This window comes from Mucilaginibacter sp. P5_A4, from assembly GCF_056400605.1.
Genome location: NZ_JBFUKX010000012.1, coordinates 119288 through 137147 on the forward strand (window position 1 = coordinate 119288; position 17860 = coordinate 137147).

At 42.6% G+C, this 17860-nt stretch carries 11 protein-coding genes and 1 tRNA gene; 6 read left to right on the plus strand and 6 right to left on the minus strand.

The features are described 5' to 3' along the window. Positions 1-408 precede the first annotated feature (408 nt). Positions 409-3792: a SusC/RagA family TonB-linked outer membrane protein gene (locus tag AC1DQW_RS10010; protein ID WP_477453952.1), complete on the plus strand. Its 3384-nt coding sequence runs from the start codon at positions 409-411 to the stop codon at positions 3790-3792. A 17-nt stretch (positions 3793-3809) separates the two neighbouring features. Continuing rightward, positions 3810-5861, plus strand: coding sequence for a RagB/SusD family nutrient uptake outer membrane protein (locus tag AC1DQW_RS10015; protein ID WP_477453953.1), 2052 nt, complete (start codon positions 3810-3812; stop codon positions 5859-5861). Between the two features lie 515 nt (positions 5862-6376). On the opposite strand, the gene AC1DQW_RS10020 is transcribed toward AC1DQW_RS10015, so the two are convergent. Beyond that, a tRNA-His gene (locus tag AC1DQW_RS10020) sits at positions 6377-6450 on the minus strand. Positions 6451-6566: 116 nt separating this feature from the next. On the opposite strand from AC1DQW_RS10020, the gene AC1DQW_RS10025 reads away from it, so the two are divergent. Then, positions 6567-8657, plus strand: a complete 2091-nt coding sequence (locus AC1DQW_RS10025) for a heavy metal translocating P-type ATPase (RefSeq protein ID WP_477453954.1) — start codon at positions 6567-6569, stop codon at positions 8655-8657. Between the two features lie 91 nt (positions 8658-8748). Further along, positions 8749-9219 (plus strand): ribonuclease HI, encoded by a 471-nt coding sequence (rnhA, locus tag AC1DQW_RS10030; RefSeq protein ID WP_477453955.1) that lies wholly within the window; start codon positions 8749-8751, stop codon positions 9217-9219. A gap of 168 nt (positions 9220-9387) precedes the next feature. Here rnhA and AC1DQW_RS10035 read toward each other — a convergent pair whose 3' ends face one another. Further along, a complete protein-coding gene (locus AC1DQW_RS10035; protein WP_477453956.1) occupies positions 9388-9882 on the minus strand; it encodes a metallophosphoesterase family protein in 495 nt (164 codons plus the stop codon). A 230-nt stretch (positions 9883-10112) separates the two neighbouring features. Between AC1DQW_RS10035 and AC1DQW_RS10040 the strand changes: the two genes are divergently transcribed. Then, positions 10113-10775 carry a hypothetical protein gene (locus AC1DQW_RS10040; protein ID WP_477453957.1) on the plus strand — a complete coding sequence of 221 codons (663 nt, stop codon included), beginning with the start codon at positions 10113-10115 and terminating at the stop codon, positions 10773-10775. A 19-nt stretch (positions 10776-10794) separates the two neighbouring features. On the opposite strand, the gene AC1DQW_RS10045 is transcribed toward AC1DQW_RS10040, so the two are convergent. After that, positions 10795-11502 (minus strand): tRNA1(Val) (adenine(37)-N6)-methyltransferase, encoded by a 708-nt coding sequence (locus tag AC1DQW_RS10045; protein ID WP_477453958.1) that lies wholly within the window; start codon positions 11500-11502, stop codon positions 10795-10797. Between the two features lie 607 nt (positions 11503-12109). Between AC1DQW_RS10045 and AC1DQW_RS10050 the strand changes: the two genes are divergently transcribed. After that, complete coding sequence (locus AC1DQW_RS10050; protein WP_477453959.1) at positions 12110-13363, plus strand: alpha/beta hydrolase-fold protein; 1254 nt, start codon at positions 12110-12112, stop codon at positions 13361-13363. 668 nt (positions 13364-14031) lie between these two features. On the opposite strand, the gene AC1DQW_RS10055 is transcribed toward AC1DQW_RS10050, so the two are convergent. The 3 genes from AC1DQW_RS10055 to gatB form a co-directional block, all read right to left on the minus strand. Then, positions 14032-14721 carry a response regulator transcription factor gene (locus AC1DQW_RS10055; RefSeq protein WP_184542371.1) on the minus strand — a complete coding sequence of 230 codons (690 nt, stop codon included), beginning with the start codon at positions 14719-14721 and terminating at the stop codon, positions 14032-14034. 97 nt (positions 14722-14818) lie between these two features. Further along, positions 14819-15979 (minus strand): redoxin domain-containing protein, encoded by a 1161-nt coding sequence (locus tag AC1DQW_RS10060; RefSeq protein ID WP_477453960.1) that lies wholly within the window; start codon positions 15977-15979, stop codon positions 14819-14821. A 1-nt stretch (position 15980) separates the two neighbouring features. Continuing rightward, a complete protein-coding gene (gatB, locus tag AC1DQW_RS10065; protein ID WP_477453961.1) occupies positions 15981-17450 on the minus strand; it encodes an Asp-tRNA(Asn)/Glu-tRNA(Gln) amidotransferase subunit GatB in 1470 nt (489 codons plus the stop codon). Positions 17451-17860: the final 410 nt, after the last annotated feature.

The following is a 17860-nucleotide window of genomic DNA, read 5'->3' on the forward strand; positions in this document are numbered from 1 at the left end:
CCAAATTTCAACCCTGTTGTGGGGCATATTTATATAGGTTTGTTTTTAACACAACCGATCACCTGGCTTATCCGGGCATCAATGCTGATCACTAATTATAACCAATATTAACCTTGCCGGCAACAACCAATAGTCGGCGACTTAACTTTTTTGCTATGAGAAAAATTTTACTTTTTTTTCAATTATTGCGCGACGTTTTATTCATGTGCAATCACAACACCCACCTAACCTTCGGTTCGGCTAAAAATGCAGACCGGACAAATAGAGCCGTTACAGCTTAAACTTATTGCAAAGGCATAACCGTCACTTTTTTACTGACAAAAAACCGGCAGATCGATGTTCGTTTTGCCTGCATTGTCCAATTCAGTCCCATCTAATTTATAATCCAATTATCAAACCAATTTAATAATGAATTTACCTGAACAATTATTATTCAATGCCGGGCCCGGGCGTCAAAAGATCCGGCTTCTTAACCGGAGCTTTGTACTCAGCATCTTTTTTTTGCTGGTGATGACCTGCCGGCTGTTTGCCCAGGCAGACAAAACAGTGAGTGGAACCGTCACAGACGAACGTGCCCGGTCATTACCGGGTGTAAGTATAACCATTAAAGGTACTTCAACCGGCACAATTACCGATGCGGATGGCCATTACAGCTTAAAAGTTAAAACCGGCCAGGATATACTGGTGTTTTCCTTTATTGGCTATGCTTCCATTGAAGAAACCATCAACAACCGTACAAACATCAACATATCGCTGGAGGGACGCCTAAAAGACCTGAATGAGGTTGTGGTTATAGGCTACGGTACGGTTAAAAGGCGCGATTTAACCGGTGCTGTAGCCTCCGTTAGTGGGAAAGACATTGCGGCTACGCCGGTTCCTAACGTGGCACAGGCCATGCAGGGTAAGTTGCCGGGGGTAAACATTACCTCGCAGGATGGCCGCCCGGGTGCAGGTGTTAACATCCGTGTACGCGGCGGAACGTCCATATCACAAAGCAACCAGGCATTGGTACTTATTGATGGGGTACCGGGCAATTTAAATGATATCCCCGGCGACCAGGTAGAAAGTATCGACGTGTTAAAAGACGCCTCATCCGCAGCCATCTATGGTTCACGCGGTGCAAACGGGGTGGTGCTTGTTACCACAAAATCGGCAAAAGCAGGCAAAACCAACGTAAGCTATAATGGCTATGTTAAAATTAATACGCCAAGCAAATATTTACAAGCCTTGAGCCCTTACGACTACCTGCAATATGTGTGGGCTAATGCGGCCGCAAACGGAACTGCTTATCAAACACCTTTTGAGCAATTATATGGCCTGGGGGCAAATGCGGGCAATAATGCCGGGGGAATAGAGAGTTACCAGAACCTTGCAACAGATGATATCCAAAAACAAGCCTATAAACAGTCGGTATCATGGAACCACTCCCTTACAATAACAGGAGGCACCGACAAAACAAAAATACTGTTCTCCGCCACTTACAGCGATGATGAGGGGATGAAACTGCAATCATATCAGCGCCGGGCAACAGCAGCATTTAAACTTACCCAAAAAATATTTGACAATGTTACGTTTGACATTAACACCCGCTACGCCAATACACCAACACTTGGCGATGAAAGTGTTACCAGCGGCAGCGGATCAATATTATCTTCTGCATATCGCTTTCGCCCTATTGCCAACAACCATATTTTAGGCAATCTGTCTGCATTAACTGCAAGCAACAATATATCGCAATACGGTAAAAACGCTTTATGGGATAGCTATAGTCCTGTAGCACGTATCAGTGATTACGACCCGCTTAGCCTTTCCTCAAATTTTGTGGGGATAGCTTCATTGAATTGGGGGATCATTAAAGGCTTAACCTACCATACCGATTTCAGCGGAAACGGCACCTGGACGCAGCGTAAATATTGGTCGGGCGCTACTTATAATGGCTATATCGACGATGCAACCGGTAATAAATTGTATGCCGGTAATGCCGACTATCGCAAAAACGACAGTTGGGGCCTGCGCTGGGCAAATACATTGGGCTACGAGTTTAATATTAATAAGGACAATAAAATTAATTTATTGGCAGGTACGGAGTTCTTCAATTCGGGAGGTACCGGCATTTCTATACAGGCAAATTACTTTCCATCAAACTTTACCAGGCAAACAGCCTTTGCCCAGATCAACCAATACGACAGAACAAAAAACTCATTCGCGTTTTCATCCAGCGTAAATACCCCCGACCGTCTTAATTCATACTTTGCCCGTGCCATGTATAACTTCAAGGACAAGTATTTATTGACACTCACATTCCGTGCCGATGGATCTTCCAGGTTTGCCGGTAACAACCGCTGGGGATATTTCCCTGGCGCTGCATTTGCATGGAGGATATCGCAGGAACCTTTCATGAAAAATGTTAACTGGGTCGACAATTTGAAACTTCGTGCATCTTACGGCGCCGTTGGTAATAATAATATCCCTACAGGGCTTAACACACAATCATGGGGTTCTGTAACTGATCCAAGAAACCAGTACGACATCAACCACACTACCCTTGCCGCGTATTCGTTAAGCAACCCTACCGTTTTATCTAATCCAAATTTGAAATGGGAAACTACCGTTACCCGCGATATTGGAACGGATTTCAGTTTGTTTGGTGATAGGTTATCGGGTACTGTTGATGTGTATTGGAATACCACTAAAGACGTACTTACCCAAACTACCATACCTGGTGTTACCGGCTTCACCTACACTTATGCCAATATCGGGCAAATAAGTAACCGGGGCGTAGAACTGTCGCTTTTAGGTACAGTATTCAAAAACCCAAATTGGAGGGTTACTGCAGGTGGTAACATTACTTTTAATAAAAACAAGGTAGACAAGCTTGCCGGTAACGTAACTGGGCTATACGGTACAAGCTGGGCAGGCAGCGCAACTTACCCTGCATCAGATTACCAGCTTGTAGTGGGCCAGCCTGTTGGCCTGGTACGCGGCTTAACTTATGATAGCTTTTACACCCCTAATGACTTTACCTACAGCAATGGCTTATATACGCTAAAAACCGGCGTGCCCGACCTTACAAGCGTTTCGGGCGGCGTAGTGCATGGGCTTACCACCGGCGCTGATCGTCCAACCGGCCAGATCGCTTATCCGGGCCTGCCTAAGTATAAAGACTTGAATAACGACGGTAAAATAGACGATAAAGATCTTTCTGTTATTGGCAATACCACTCCGAAGTTTACAGGTGGCTTTAATATAAGTGTTGCGTATAAAAATATCGACTTGGGGCTAAACTTCAATTACAGTGTAGGTAACGATATTTACAATGCCAATAAACTGGCATCGTTGTATGGCCCTAAGGAAGCAGGTGTTTATGAAAACAAACTGGCTATCATGGCCAACGCCTACAAAATTTACAATGTTGTTAACGGCCAGCTTGTTCGGTTACAAACACCTGATGAATTTAACGCAGCAAACTCAAATGCCAATTTGCCTCTGGCTTACAGCGAAACGGGAGTTACATCAACCCTGGGTATCGAAAAAGGTTCATTCCTTCGCCTTAATACGCTTACTTTGGGATATACTGTCCCCAAATCTGTCCTGAAAAAAGTTGGCAACGGAAGCCTGCGTGTATATGGCAGCGTTTATAACCTGCTTACCATTACCGGATACAGCGGGCTCGATCCGGAAGTAGGCGTTAATGACAATGCCAATAGTTCGCCTTATCCAACCACTGGCTACGATTTTGGTTCCTATCCCCGTGCACGGTCATTTGTTGTAGGAGTAAACCTTAATTTCTAACAGTTTAAACACAAAACATGAAAACATATATAAAATATATAGCCGCAGTTGCCTTGTGTCTATCTTTTACCCAGTGTAAAAAAAGTTATCTGGATGTAACATCGCCATCCAGTGTGGATGATAATTTTGTTACCACAACAACTTCCGAAACGTTCAAATCACTTTCCTGGTGCTATTCCAACTACCGTCAAAGTTGCATTATGGGCGTTTACCGCTGGAATGATCCCGTTGGATCGGACGCGGAATATTACCCTGAAGATGGGTCAACAAATAACCTGAATGCCATTGGCCGTTCCGATCAGTTAGGGGTTGACGTAGTTGCAACCGGGTTTAACTCTCTTTATCAAACGCTTGCACTGGCCAGCAGGTTAGCTAACATCATAGCCGCCAAAGACGCTTATAAAGCTGATGTAGCTGCCGGTAAAACCACCGATTGGACACAACTGTATGGTGAAGCCATAACCATGAGGGCGTTCTGTTATTTTCAATTAACACTGCATTTTGGCGATGTGCCGTATGGCTATGAAAATACAAGTGCCAGTGATTATTCGTTAGCCTCACGCTTTGACATTTACGACAGTTTGATTGATGGCCTTAAAAAGGCAGAGCCACTGATGTACAGCATAGGCCAGGGCAATATCAACCAGGAGCGCATGTCGCGCACATTTTGCGATGCTTTGATTGGTCAGATAGCACTTTTTGCCGGTGGATATCAAACCATACGTACTGATGTAAGCGGACTGTACGGAAGCGTTACCTTTACAAAAAAAGGCACCGAGGCCAACCAATGTGTATACGCCCGCCGTACCGATTACCTCACCTACTATCAAACAGCAAAAACTTACCTGCAGAAAGCTATTGATAACAAAGGCACTGCTGGTTTGATCACTACCGACAGCAGGGGCGCGAACATCAACAACCCGTTCCAGCGCCACTTCCAATATTTTAATGATTTAACGGTGAGCCCCGAATCAATATTTGAAATAGGTAACATACAAGGCGGTACGCTCACAACTACCAGCGAATACCCATATGCTTTTGGCCGTCCGTCTGATGGTGGCTCATCTGTAGGTGCGCCCACAAAAACTTTCGGTGCACTGCGTATTATTCCTACTGTTTATTATGGCGAGTATGAGAATGCAGATCACCGCAGGGATGCCAGCGCCACAGTTACAGCAAGCAATGGTGACGGAAATGAAAAGATGATAGCTTTTAAGCCGGGTAGTAAAAGCCTGGGCGGTATAGCCACCAATAAATGGGACGATAACCGTATGGCTACTCCAAACGTAGCCTCGCAGCGGGCATCGGGCATAAACTGGCCTATTTTAAGAATGGCCGACGTTATTTTAATGCTGGCGGAAGTTAAAGCTGAATTGGGGGAAAATGATGCTGTTACCCTGGTTAACCAGATAAGGCAGCGGGCTTTTGGCAATACACAGCACAACATTAACGTTGCAGGTCAAACATTAAAAGATGCCATATTTGAGGAGCGTAAACTTGAGCTGCTTGGCGAAGGGACGCGCCGCTGGGACCTGATCCGTTCGGGCACTTACGCTGAAAGGGCCATAGCAGTTCAACAGGAAATGGCTGCAACAATTAACGATATAAAAACCCTTGGATACCACCACTTTGCCAATGGCAATGATTTTCCGGCTTATATATGGATCAAGAAGGTTGCATTAACTAATCCGCTAACTTATGATTGCGCGGCAACAGATACACTGACTAACCCGGCTGCCTATCCGGCATGGAGAGGGCAGTACAATTATAGTGCAAATGCAACTGTTGCCAGTAAGGTAGTTGGTACAACCCACAACGTAGCCATACAAGGCTTGTTCCGCTATATTGACCCTGCCGGTACAGAAGCTGCTGCTTTACAAACCGATGGTTATACTAAAACTAACTGGGGAGTTGATTTGGCCAAGGCTGTTACCGTGTACCAAAGAAACATTCTTTCGGGCATAACATCAGCCGGTGACCCGCCACGAGTATATTGGCCCATTCCATCTGAAACGATCAGCAAATCCAAAGGTAAGGTAACCAATGGCTACGGATTAGCACAGCAATAATTATAGGTTTCGGCGATTGATACGTCTTTGTATAATGTAATCATTGAGCTATATCTTAAAAGAAAGAGGGCAGTGTAAAATGAAGCGCACTCCAAAAGTTAGACGAACTTAATTTAATTATTCATAAGATGAGCCCGGTATTTTACCGGGCTCATACCTTTTAGATATTTTTTTTAAGCTTGCAAGTCGTCTTTATTAAAGCATTGACTGCGTTATTGCTGCTAGTTTTAAATTGCTCTTTAGCTATTTAGTCCCCTACATTGCTCTTCACTAAAATTAAACTGCCAACTGACCAGCGATCAAAGAAGATAACATCTCGGAATTCTCACAACTTCAAAACGGCCAAGCTGTCATTTTCAACAATAAAGATTAACGCAGGAACTTTACACTTTATGTAGTTTTTCATGTTAAATACACGCATCAGCCTTCAACTGACGAATTTATTTTTATCGAAAATCTACGCTGAGGGCATAAAAAAAGCCCCTTTACTGCTGTAAAAAGGCTTTTTAGAAATGGGTAAATGATGGGGCTCGAACCCACGACCCTCGGTACCACAAACCGATGCTCTAACCAACTGAGCTACATCTACCGTTTGGAGAGTGCAAAAATAGAAATCTCCGGGCTATTTGCAAACTCTTTTTAAAATTACATTCAGTTTACCTGTTTTATTTAGAACGATTTTAATTAATACCTAAATTTGTATCCATGGCTGAGCAACTGATTGAACTGAATGTGACTGGGATGCATTGTAACAATTGCGCCATGTCTATCCATAAACTCCTCGAAAAAAAAGGGTTACAAAATATATTGGTTGATTTTGCGAGTGAAGAAGTAAAATTCTCTACTAGCGACGATTCCAAACTACCCGAAGTTATAAAAGGAATAGAAAATTTGGGTTTCAAAGTAATTGATGATATCGGGCAACATTCACCTGCGTTTTACGAGAAGGTGGAGAACAAATTTATCTTCTGCGCCATATTTACAGCGCCGCTTTTACTCCACATGTTGCTCTCCTGGCATTTTTTACATCATCCTTTAGTACAGCTGTTTTTATGCCTGCCTGTTTTTATTGTAGGATGCCTGCATTTTGGTAAAAGTGCATGGAGCTCGGTTAAAGGAGGTATCCCTAATATGGATGTGTTGATATTTATCGGGTCAACTTCAGCTTTTATATATAGCCTGGTAGGTACTATCCAAAACTTGGGTGCGCAATACCAGTTTTATGAAACCTGCGCCACTATAATAACGCTGGTACTACTTGGCAACGTATTAGAGAAGCGCTCCGTAACCCAAACTACTTCGGCAGTAAAAGATCTTATTAAATTTCAGCAGGTAAATGCCAACCGGGTTATAAACGGCAGTGTTGAGGTAATAAGCGCCAGGGAAGTTCGCCCCGGCGATACGCTGTTAGTAAACCAAGGTGATAAAATTCCTGTTGATGGCGAAATACTTTCTGGCAGCGCATCGGTTGATGAAGCCATGCTTACGGGCGAAAGTATCCCCGTTGAAAAAGAAAAATACGACAAGGTAATAGGCGGTACCATTCTGCTTAACGGCAATTTCCATATGCTGGCAACTAAAGTGGGCTCAAATACCATCCTGTCACAAATCATCGACCTGATGAAAAAAGCGCAGGCCGCCAAACCTCCTGTGCAAAAGCTGGGCGATAAAGTAGCCTCCATATTTGTCCCGGCAGTGATATTGATAGCCGTCGCTACTTTCATACTCACCTATTTTGCTGGTGATGCAGGTATGCAAAAATCTCTTATGAACGCTATTGCGGTGCTTGTAATATCCTGTCCATGCGCTATGGGTTTGGCTACCCCAACCGCCGTGATGGTTGGTTTGGGCCGGGCTGCCAAAAGCGGCATACTCATAAAGGGCGGGGATACCATTGAAGCCGTTGCCCACACTAAATATGTGGTATTTGATAAAACCGGAACACTTACCACTGGTAAGTTCAGTATTAATGAGATTAAAACAGAGCCGGATATCGATATAAAACTCATAAGGGGTATTATTACTGCGATTGAGGAACGATCAAACCACCCTATTGCAAAATCATTGGTTGGTGGTTTAAAAAAACTACCGCAACAAAAGGTGATCCTCAAGATAGCTAAAGAGGAAAAAGGTTTAGGTATGCGTGCCGAAGATGTAGAAGGCAATCATTACTTTTTGGGCACAGCCAAGCAAAACACCAAAGATCACTTCAATCTTTCGCTCTACAAAAATCAACAGCTGCTTGCACAGATAGCAATTGATGATGAAATAAAGCCCGAAACAGCATCCCTGATTGCCAAACTAAAAAAGATGGGCATAACCCCTATACTTTTAAGCGGTGACAAAAAGAACCGCTGCCTGAAGTTAGCCAGCCAGATTGGTATCACCGAGGTACATGCCGAGAAATTACCTGACGAAAAACTCCAGGTTATTGACATCTACAAGCAAAAAGGAAAAACGGTTATGATAGGCGATGGTATCAACGATGCTCCTGCCCTCACCAAAGCCGATGTAGGTGTATCAATGAATGATGCCAGCCAGGTAGCCATCCAATCGGCCAGTGTGGTGCTGCTTAATACCGATCTGCATTCGGTTATTAAGTTTTTACAGATCAGTAAACATACGCTGCTTACCATTAAGCAAAACCTCTTTTGGGCATTTGCTTATAATATTATAGCTATCCCTGTTGCAGCCTTGGGCTTTTTAAACCCAATGGTTGGCGCTTTTGCCATGGCATTCTCGGATGTGGTGGTGATTGGTAATTCATTGAGATTGAAGGTGAAAAAAGTAGATTAGCCCCCCACGCCCCTGAAGAGGGAGCATTTGATCAGCATGATAAAATATTTACTATCATCTCCCCTTTGGGAGGCTTTACTATATTTGCATCATGATTGAGATTTTTACAGATGGTGCATCAAGCGGCAATCCAGGTCCCGGGGGATATGGGGTGATCCTGCGTTCGGGTAAGCATTATAAGGAGCTGTCTGAAGGGTTCCGCAAAACTACCAATAACCGTATGGAACTGATGGCTGTTATAAAAGGTCTCGAATCTATAAAAAGCCCTAACCAGCAGGTAATCATCTTCTCCGACTCTAAATACGTTATCGATTCCATCGAAAAAAAATGGCTACTGGGCTGGGTAAAAAAGGGCTTTGCAGGTAAAAAAAATAAAGATCTCTGGATGCGCTATTTAGAAGTAAGCAAACTGCACCAGGTAAAATTCACCTGGGTTCGCGGCCATAACGGCCACCCCGAAAATGAGCGTTGCGACCAGTTGGCAGTCGCCGCCGGCAAACAAACCCCATTGCTTATCGATTCGGTTTTTGAAGTGGAAAATGCTAAAGCGGGGTTACTTTAAGCAACTTTTTAAAATTGAGTTTTGGGGAAAAAGCAACCAATAATCTTCATAAAAGTGTGAAGAATATTCAAAAAAACACTAAAAAAATCGAGAAAAATCTATAAAAATTGCAGCTTTTTTTAGTTTAATAAGTTTTTACATTTTTTGCCCTAAATTCGGGGTTATCCGCTATCGTCCGGCCAGCTCAATAACCTGCAGATCCTGGATCTTATCGCCATCAATATTAAAACGCATCAGGGTACGCACCTTATGCCAACCTTGTTTACCGGCTGCGCCGGGGTTAAGGTGCAGGCACCCTATCTTTTTATCGTGCATTACTTTCAGGATATGGGAATGCCCGGTAATAAACAGCTTTGGCGGGTTGCTGTATATCTCATTTTTAATATTCTGGCTGTACCTGCCGGGGTAGCCGCCAATGTGCGTTATCCAAACGTCTACGCCTTCGCAATTAAAGCGCAGATGTTCGGGATAAACGGTCCTTATATCTTTGCCATCTATATTACCATAAACGCCTCTCAATGGTTTAAATGCCGCCAGCTTATCTGCAAGCTCAAGCGTACCAAAATCGCCGGCATGCCAGATTTCATCGCAGTTATCAAAATGTTTAAAAACGGCATCGTCGAGGAAGCTATGGGTATCAGATATAAGGCCTATGCGCGTCATAGGGCAAATATAGACACAACATACAAGAGACAAGGAACAGGAGGACAGAAAAACCATATCTATTAACATACTGTATGCCGATAGCCTGTTTTTCGTTTGATTTGCTATAACTGGTATATACTTTACAGCCGGTATACAATTATTGATCCAAATAGTTTTAACTGTTTAAAATACAGTGAAACTATTATATATTAGATGTACGTATAAATATTAAAAATAAATACCTGTATATGAGAAATTTGTACTGCAAATTTTTTGCTTTCCTGTTTTTAACTACGGCAATCAGCGGCTGTAAACTGGATGGTGATGTTTTACCGGCTGATGCGGTACTAATCAGTACAAATCCCATTAATACTACCAGCGACTATTATTTTAAAGGCACCTTAAATGGCCAGGCTGTAAACTGGCCGGTAACCGGCGATATTAATGGCTGGTTTACCGGGTCGGGCTCTGCTACTTCAAATAATGCGGGTGACATTACCGGCAGTCTTAGCGCGGTAATAACGGCTGCCAAAGCCCAAAATCCAACATTCGAAGTTGAATTTGGGACGTTTCACGTTTTACCTACCGACGTGAAATCAACTATTTTTAATGCTTTTATTCAACCGGGTCCATTTACCTTCGGAACAGATAATAATGCCATTGATGCTAAATTTATTACCATATCCTATACAGACAGCCAGGGGAACTTTTATACAAGCGCCACAGGAACGCAAACCAGCAGCACTGCAAATGTTGTATCGGTAACGCCGGTACCGGCGGGATTGGGCACTAATGAAAGCCTGAAAATTAAGCTGACCTTTAGTTGCACCTTATACCCAATTAGCGGAACAGGTACATCATTAACCTTAACAAATGCCGAAGCAACCGTACTGCTGGAAAATCTTTTGTAATACCGGCATGTATTACACCCTAAAAAATCGTCAAAAACTCCTTTAATATTTGCTGATAGCCTTCACTATAAACCTTTGGAGCATTGTAAATAACAAATTTTTCTTTCACAACTATTTGCCGGGGACTCAATCCCAAAAACAGTATTTCGCGGTGCGCTTCATCATCTTTAAAGGAAGATATGTTGATGATCTTTTGGGAATAAAGTCCAAATCCCAAGGCCAGGTCTTTAATCAATCCGGCAGTATCCGGCGGCAGCACCAGGCAGCAAACTCCTTTATTGTTAAGGTGCACAGAAACCGCTTCCAGCAATCCCTTAAAAAAACCATCTGCCGCATGTTTAGCCAAATTCTTTTTTTCGCCGGGTGATCGCAGGGAGTTGATATAAAATGGCGGGTTAGAAACGATCAGATCATATTTCCTATCGGGATGAGCAACAAAAAACGCCTCAAAACCTGATGGGTACAGAGTAAGCCGGCCGGTAAAAGGGGCATTTTTAAAATTGTTCCAGGCGGTTGCCGCAGCAGCTTCATCAATCTCAACAGCGTCAATTTGGGCATTGGGAAAGCGCTGGGCCAGCATCAGGGCTATTACGCCTGTGCCAGTGCCTATATCTAAAACGGACGCTGGGGCGTCTGCATCTGCCATCACGCCAAGCAGTACACCATCGGTATTCACCTTCATGGCGCAGCCGCTTTGGTCAACGCTGAATTGTTTGAAATGGAACATCGGGGCTAAACTAAGAAACTGTTTTTAAATAAATGAATGAACAGACCGTCATTGAGGAACCACCAGGATAATCCTGGAAAAATGGGTATGATGTACTGGTTTAAACCAAGCAATCGGCTTTGCATGCTGGCAACGACTCACCTCGGCTACGCTTCGCTGGCCGACCCTCTTCAACTTCGTTGGAAAGAGGGTTTAAAACATTTTTATTAATTTTTCAAATCCCCTCTATGCGCGAAGCGGAGAGAGGGGTGACAAGCGCAGCGATGTCGGGGTGAGTCGGCTCGCCGCTATGCTGAAACATCATTTCAGTTTCGCGAAATTTTACAATTCATATTATAGGTTATTTAAAACATATACTGATAATCAATAACTTATAAACTCGTCATTATAAGGAACGAAGCAATCTCCTGGCTGTTCATGGCGGTTATGCATGGCGTATACTTAGCATGAGTACCACAAGGGTGGACCCTTGCGGTAGTGGGTGGGACATTCGACCAGCGGAACACTTCGGAGAGCGGATAATTTCTAAGAAAAAAATAATTGTGAAGTTTTTTGTAACGCAATTAAGAAAATATGTGTCTGCTTAAATAAGTATCTAAAACTCCTCATGAAGCACTATTTATTCAACTTTAAACCAAATAATTTAATGAAATCTTTTTTCTTTTCTATTATCTTCCTATTAATTTCTTTTTCTGTCAATGCACAGGAAAATAGCCCCTTTACCACGGGATTTGAGGCGACAATTCCTTCAAAGATATTGAGCCAGCAACGTAAAATCTGGATACATATTCCTAACAGCAATGGAGGGAATAAGATTAAGGACAGAGGCCATTATCCTGTAGTATATGTGCTGGATGGCAGTGACAATTTCAACACCGTTGTTAGTATCACGGAGCACATGGAAGAATCAAGCCTTTGTCCGCCGATGATTGTAGTTGGCATTGAGCCTATAGAACGCTTAAGCGAACTCACAACCGGTACGGATAAAGAATTGCCTAAAGTTGTTGGAAATGGTGATAAATTTATGTCTTTTGTCGAAAAAGAACTGATACCTTATATTGATACGAACTATCCAACCACAACGTACAAAACATTGATCGGTCATTCCCTGGGAGGCTTAACGGTCATCAACACTTTACTTCATCATCCGAATTTATTTAACGTTTATGTTTCTCTCGAAGCGTCATTGTGGTGGAACCACAAGAAGGCTGTGGAAGAAGCTAAGGCAATCTTAGCTACTCAAAATTACCAGGGAAAAACGCTATTCATGGCGATGGCCAATCGTATGGAAAGAGGAGTTGATACCTCAAGTGTACAGAAAGATACCAGCGGGTCTACGGCACTTATTCGCAGTAATCTGGAATTTATTAAATTGCTCAACAACAACAAAAAGAATCAATTGCGCTATAGCTATAAGTTCTATGAGGACGACGATCATCCATCAGTAAGATTAATTGGAGAATACGACGCCCTTCGGTTTGTCTTTGCTTTTTACAAGCTTAAGATATATGACAGCGAAATGAAAAATCCAAACTTTAAGATAGATTCAGTACTGATTGCGCATTACAAAAAGGTCTCTGAAAAGATGGGTTACCTGGTTAAGCCAGGTGAAACTCAGGTTAATAACCTTGGATACCAGATGTTAGGTACAAAACAATATAAGAAGGCAGAGAATCTATTTAAGCTCAATATCGCTAACAATCCTTCTAGTGGTAATGATTATGATTCAATTGGCGATTTTTATCTGGCAATTAATAATAAAGCTAAAGCAATAGAAGCCTTCAAAAAGGCGTTAACGCTGCAAGCAATTCCAGAAACCAAAGAGAAATTGGAGAAGTTATTGAATGAGGGGAAAAAATAATTTAACAAAAGAGGCCGTATCATAATTCAAATGATGCGGCTTTTTTATTTTACGACAAATAAATCAATTTCAAGTAGTTTTTTAATGTTGATTTCGAACTAAGGAACATTATTGATTAAGAACGAGTGAAAAGAAGCTGTTTAAGCTGCTTTTTTTCTTAGATTTTGAGCGATTGAAAGTAAACCGCATTCTACGCTACTTTTTCTTTACCACGGAGCATGAAGCGCCGGAACCCCGCTGTTCGAATGTCTCCGACTTCGGACCAATATGTAAGTAGTCTATAAACTGCGTGTCCTGTGCACTACTTTTGCTATACACACAAGTAGTTGCAAACTACAGGCATAGTCGGTATTCACCTTCATGGCGCAGCCGGTTTGGTCAACGCTGAATTGTTTGAAATGGAACATCGGGGCTAAACTAAGAAACTGTTTTGACGTGTTTACAAAAAAAGTCTTTTGTCATGCTGAACGGAGTGAAGCATCTACTCTCTGCCATGCTTCTTCGCCCGGTACAGTCTGCGAATAGATCCTTCACTCCGTTCAGGATGACAAACCTTTTAAAAAGGTCATTTACATCAACGCAAAACAAAGCCCCGATCTTCTTTAAAAAATCAGGGCTTCAAATATGCTAATCAAAAAGTTCTCCGCCAGCCGGCGGAGGTTGGCCTTCTAAGCCTCGAACTTATACCCTACACCTTTTACGGTAGCTACACAGTCATCGCCCAGTTTTTCACGCAGTTTGCGAATGTGCACATCAATGGTACGGTTGGTTACCACTACAGAGTCTTCCCATATGTTTTTCAGGATCACTTCGCGGGTGTATACCTTGCCCGGTTTTGAGGCCAGCAGGTATAATAGTTCAAATTCTTTTTTGGCTAATACCACTTTAACACCTTTTTGGTACACCAGGTAGGCTTCGCGGTCAATTACCAAATCGCCTATTTCCAATTTGTTATCGGGTGCTTCCTCGGCAGGAGCATTGCGGCGCAATATGGCGTTTATACGGCTTACCAGTGCACGTGGCTTAATTGGTTTGGCTATATAATCATCGGCGCCTACGTTAAAGCCTGCAATTTCTGAGTATTCTTCACTGCGGGCAGTTAAAAACACCATAAAGGTATTTTTAAACTCAGGCATGGTACGCATAATGCGGCAGGCCTCGATGCCGTCCATTTTGGGCATCATAATGTCAAGTACAATAAGATCAGGTAGTGATTTCTTGGCCTCGGCTACGGCTTCCTGACCGTTGCGGGCCAAAAACACCTGGTAGCCTTCTTTTTTAAGGTTGTATTCTATCAACTCTAAAATATCCGGTTCATCATCAACAATAAGAATTTTCTGTTTTGGAGAGCTGCTCATGATGCGTTAATTTTTTTGTATAAAAGTATACACTTTACAAAAGCTTAAAGTTACCACAATATTAACAAATTGTTAAAGGTTACGTTATGTTAACGTTTTATTGAACCTTATTGAACGTTTTGTTTAAAAAAGCTTCCAGATCGGCCCCCGTAATATTTTTTGCAACGATGTTTCCCTGCGGATCGATGATGAAATTTGATGGTATAGCCTCTATATGATAAAGTGTTTCTGTGGGTCCTTCAAAACCATTCAAATCAGACCCATGTGCCCATGTAAGCTTATCATCATTAATAGCTTTTTGCCATGCAGCTTTTTCTTTATCGAGCGATACACCTAATATATTAAAGCCCTTTGAATTGAAAGCGGCATATTGCTTTACCACGTTAGGGTTTTCCTGCCTGCAAGGCATACACCATGAGGCCCAAAAGTCAATCATTACGTATTTGCCTTTATAATCGGCCAGTTTAATTTGTTTACCATCAATACCGGTAATTGTAAAATCGGGAGCTTTATGGCCAATGGAAACAGGTTTAATTTTTTCCATCTGCCTTACAAAGGTTTGCACACCCGGGTTATCCTTAAAATTCGCTTTAATATCATCGGCATAGGCAACCAGCTGCGGTTCAAATTTGTACACATCCAATGATGTTGCTGCATAAAAACCAGCTAACGAGGTTTTGTTATCATTCACAAATTTTAAAACGGCGGTACCGTAATCGGCCAGGTTTTTCTGGAATGTAGGCATGTATACCTTCAGCAATGAATCCGACTGTTTGCCCATTTTTTGTGTTTTATCCTGGTATTCGGCAACCAGTTTTGAGTTCTTTTCGCCATAAAAGTTACTAATCTTGTTGAACTCCTTTATTTTTTCAGAGTCGTCAGAACCTTTAATGCTGTAAGTATGGGTGTTATCGTTATTGTCGGTTTCAAATTCAATATCATCGCCGTTTTTGGCAATCAGGTCGTACACATTATTGGCCCCGGCAGATTGCTCACCACCGCCCGCGCTGCCAATTCTTAATTTATAAAGGTTGGCATAAGGGGCTACATGTTTAAACTGAAATTTGCCTTTTTCGCCCAGGGTGGTGGAGTCAACAACTCGTACCTGGGTACTATCGGCTTCTATTAAATACACCAGCTTTAAGCTGCCCGGATTTTTAATGGTACCATTTATAGTAAACTGCGAACTATCTTTACATGAATAAATAAACGCGCTTGAAAGCAGCAAACTGTAAACTGCTAAACTCTTTAACTTCATTCTATTTTGATTCTAATTCCTTGATCAATAACTGGTTTGTTTTCTGCGGATCGATCTTCCCTTTCGAGAGTTTCATGATCTCGCCCATAAACAGGCCTAAAACACCTTTTTTTCCTTTTTGATATTCCTTTACCTTATCAGGGAATTTGGCGATGGCGGCTTTAATAAATTCGCTTACATCGTCATTATCGGCGCTGATCAAAAGGTTAAGCTCTTTGGCCAGGTCCCCGGCTTTTTTGCCCGGTTCTTTGATCATGGCAGGGAATAACTTGTGCGAAGCTACAGAATTATTTATCACGCCCGCGTCAATTAGTTTGATAAGCCCGGCCAGGCCAACCGGAGTAACAGCAAAGTTACCAATAGCTACACCATGATCATTCAGGTATGATTTTACGGCTCCCATCAGCCAGTTGGCCGCTGCTTTATAATGATCGGTTAGTTTTATCAGTTCTTCAAAATAGTGCGCTACGTCTCTATCGGCAGTTATTACAGATGCATCATAGGCCGAAAGCCCCAATTGTTCAACATACTTATGGTAAAGCTGGTTGGGTAATTCGGGCAGGCCGGCACGTATTTCATCTACATACTGTTTATCAAGCATTAGTGGCATCAGGTCGGGTTCCGGAAAATAGCGGTAATCGTTAGCCATTTCTTTGGAGCGTAGCACCGATGTTTCGCCTGTATCGGCATTAAAGTTAAGCGTGTTTTGATCAATATGGCCGCCATTTTCTATAACCTTTACCTGGCGGGCAAACTCGTGTTCAATAGCCCGCTGTACGTTACGGATAGAGTTAAGATTTTTCACCTCGCAGCGGTTACCATATTCGGTAGCGCCTTTTAATCTTACAGATATATTGGCATCGCAGCGCATGCTGCCTTCTTCCATATTACCATCGCAAATATCAAGGTAACGCAGTATTTTACGGGTTTCGGTTAAAAACTGACCGGCTTCTTCGGCGCTGCGCATATCGGGCTGGGTTACAATTTCCAGCAGGGGTACGCCGGCGCGGTTCAGGTCGATAAGTGAATCGGCATGGTGCTGATCGTGCATACTTTTACCTGCATCCTCTTCCATGTGGATGTGGTGAATAGCGATATTTTTTTGCGTACCATCGGCAAGCTTTACAGGCACGTATCCGCCAAGGCAAACCGGGGCATGATCCTGCGTTATCTGGTAGCCCTTAGGCAAATCGGCATAAAAATAATTTTTACGGGCAAAGCTATTATTCAGGTTGATGGTGCAGTTGCAGGCCAGGCCCATTTTAACTGCGTACTCAACCGCTCTTTTATTCAAAAAAGGCAAAGTACCTGGATGGCCAAGCGAAATGGCACTGATGTGGTGATTAGGTTCGGCACCAAAAGCAGCAGAATCGGGCGAAAACACCTTACTTAAAGTGGATAACTGGGCATGCACTTCAAGGCCAACAACCAATTCGTACTTTTCACTTATCCCGTTTGCGAAAACTGTCATAAAAATAAATTCAGCTGTGATTTGCTGATTGAATGTCAAATATATAAAAGTTAATACAGTGTAGATAGGTTTTGGCTTTTAAACAAGTAGAAAAAATATATTGCAGATGTGATTGGTAGGGTATTGTGAATAGTGAGTTGTGAGCCGTGAGTGGAGAATGGTGCTTTGCATATTGCATAAAATCCTTGTTCCTTACGCCAAAAATTTTTGGTTTTTTGGCGTTACCTGCGGCCCGGGCTCATATCTTTATATTTATATAAATCAGAATAAAAGGAGGCACTTTGCGCCCGGGCATGACACGTAGTAATTATGATGTTGACGGTATAGGGTTATCCTCCTTTTTTATTTCTTAAAGTCAGAACAGTACCTATTGACAGGTTTCGCACCTGATCAGCTATTAACATGAGCAA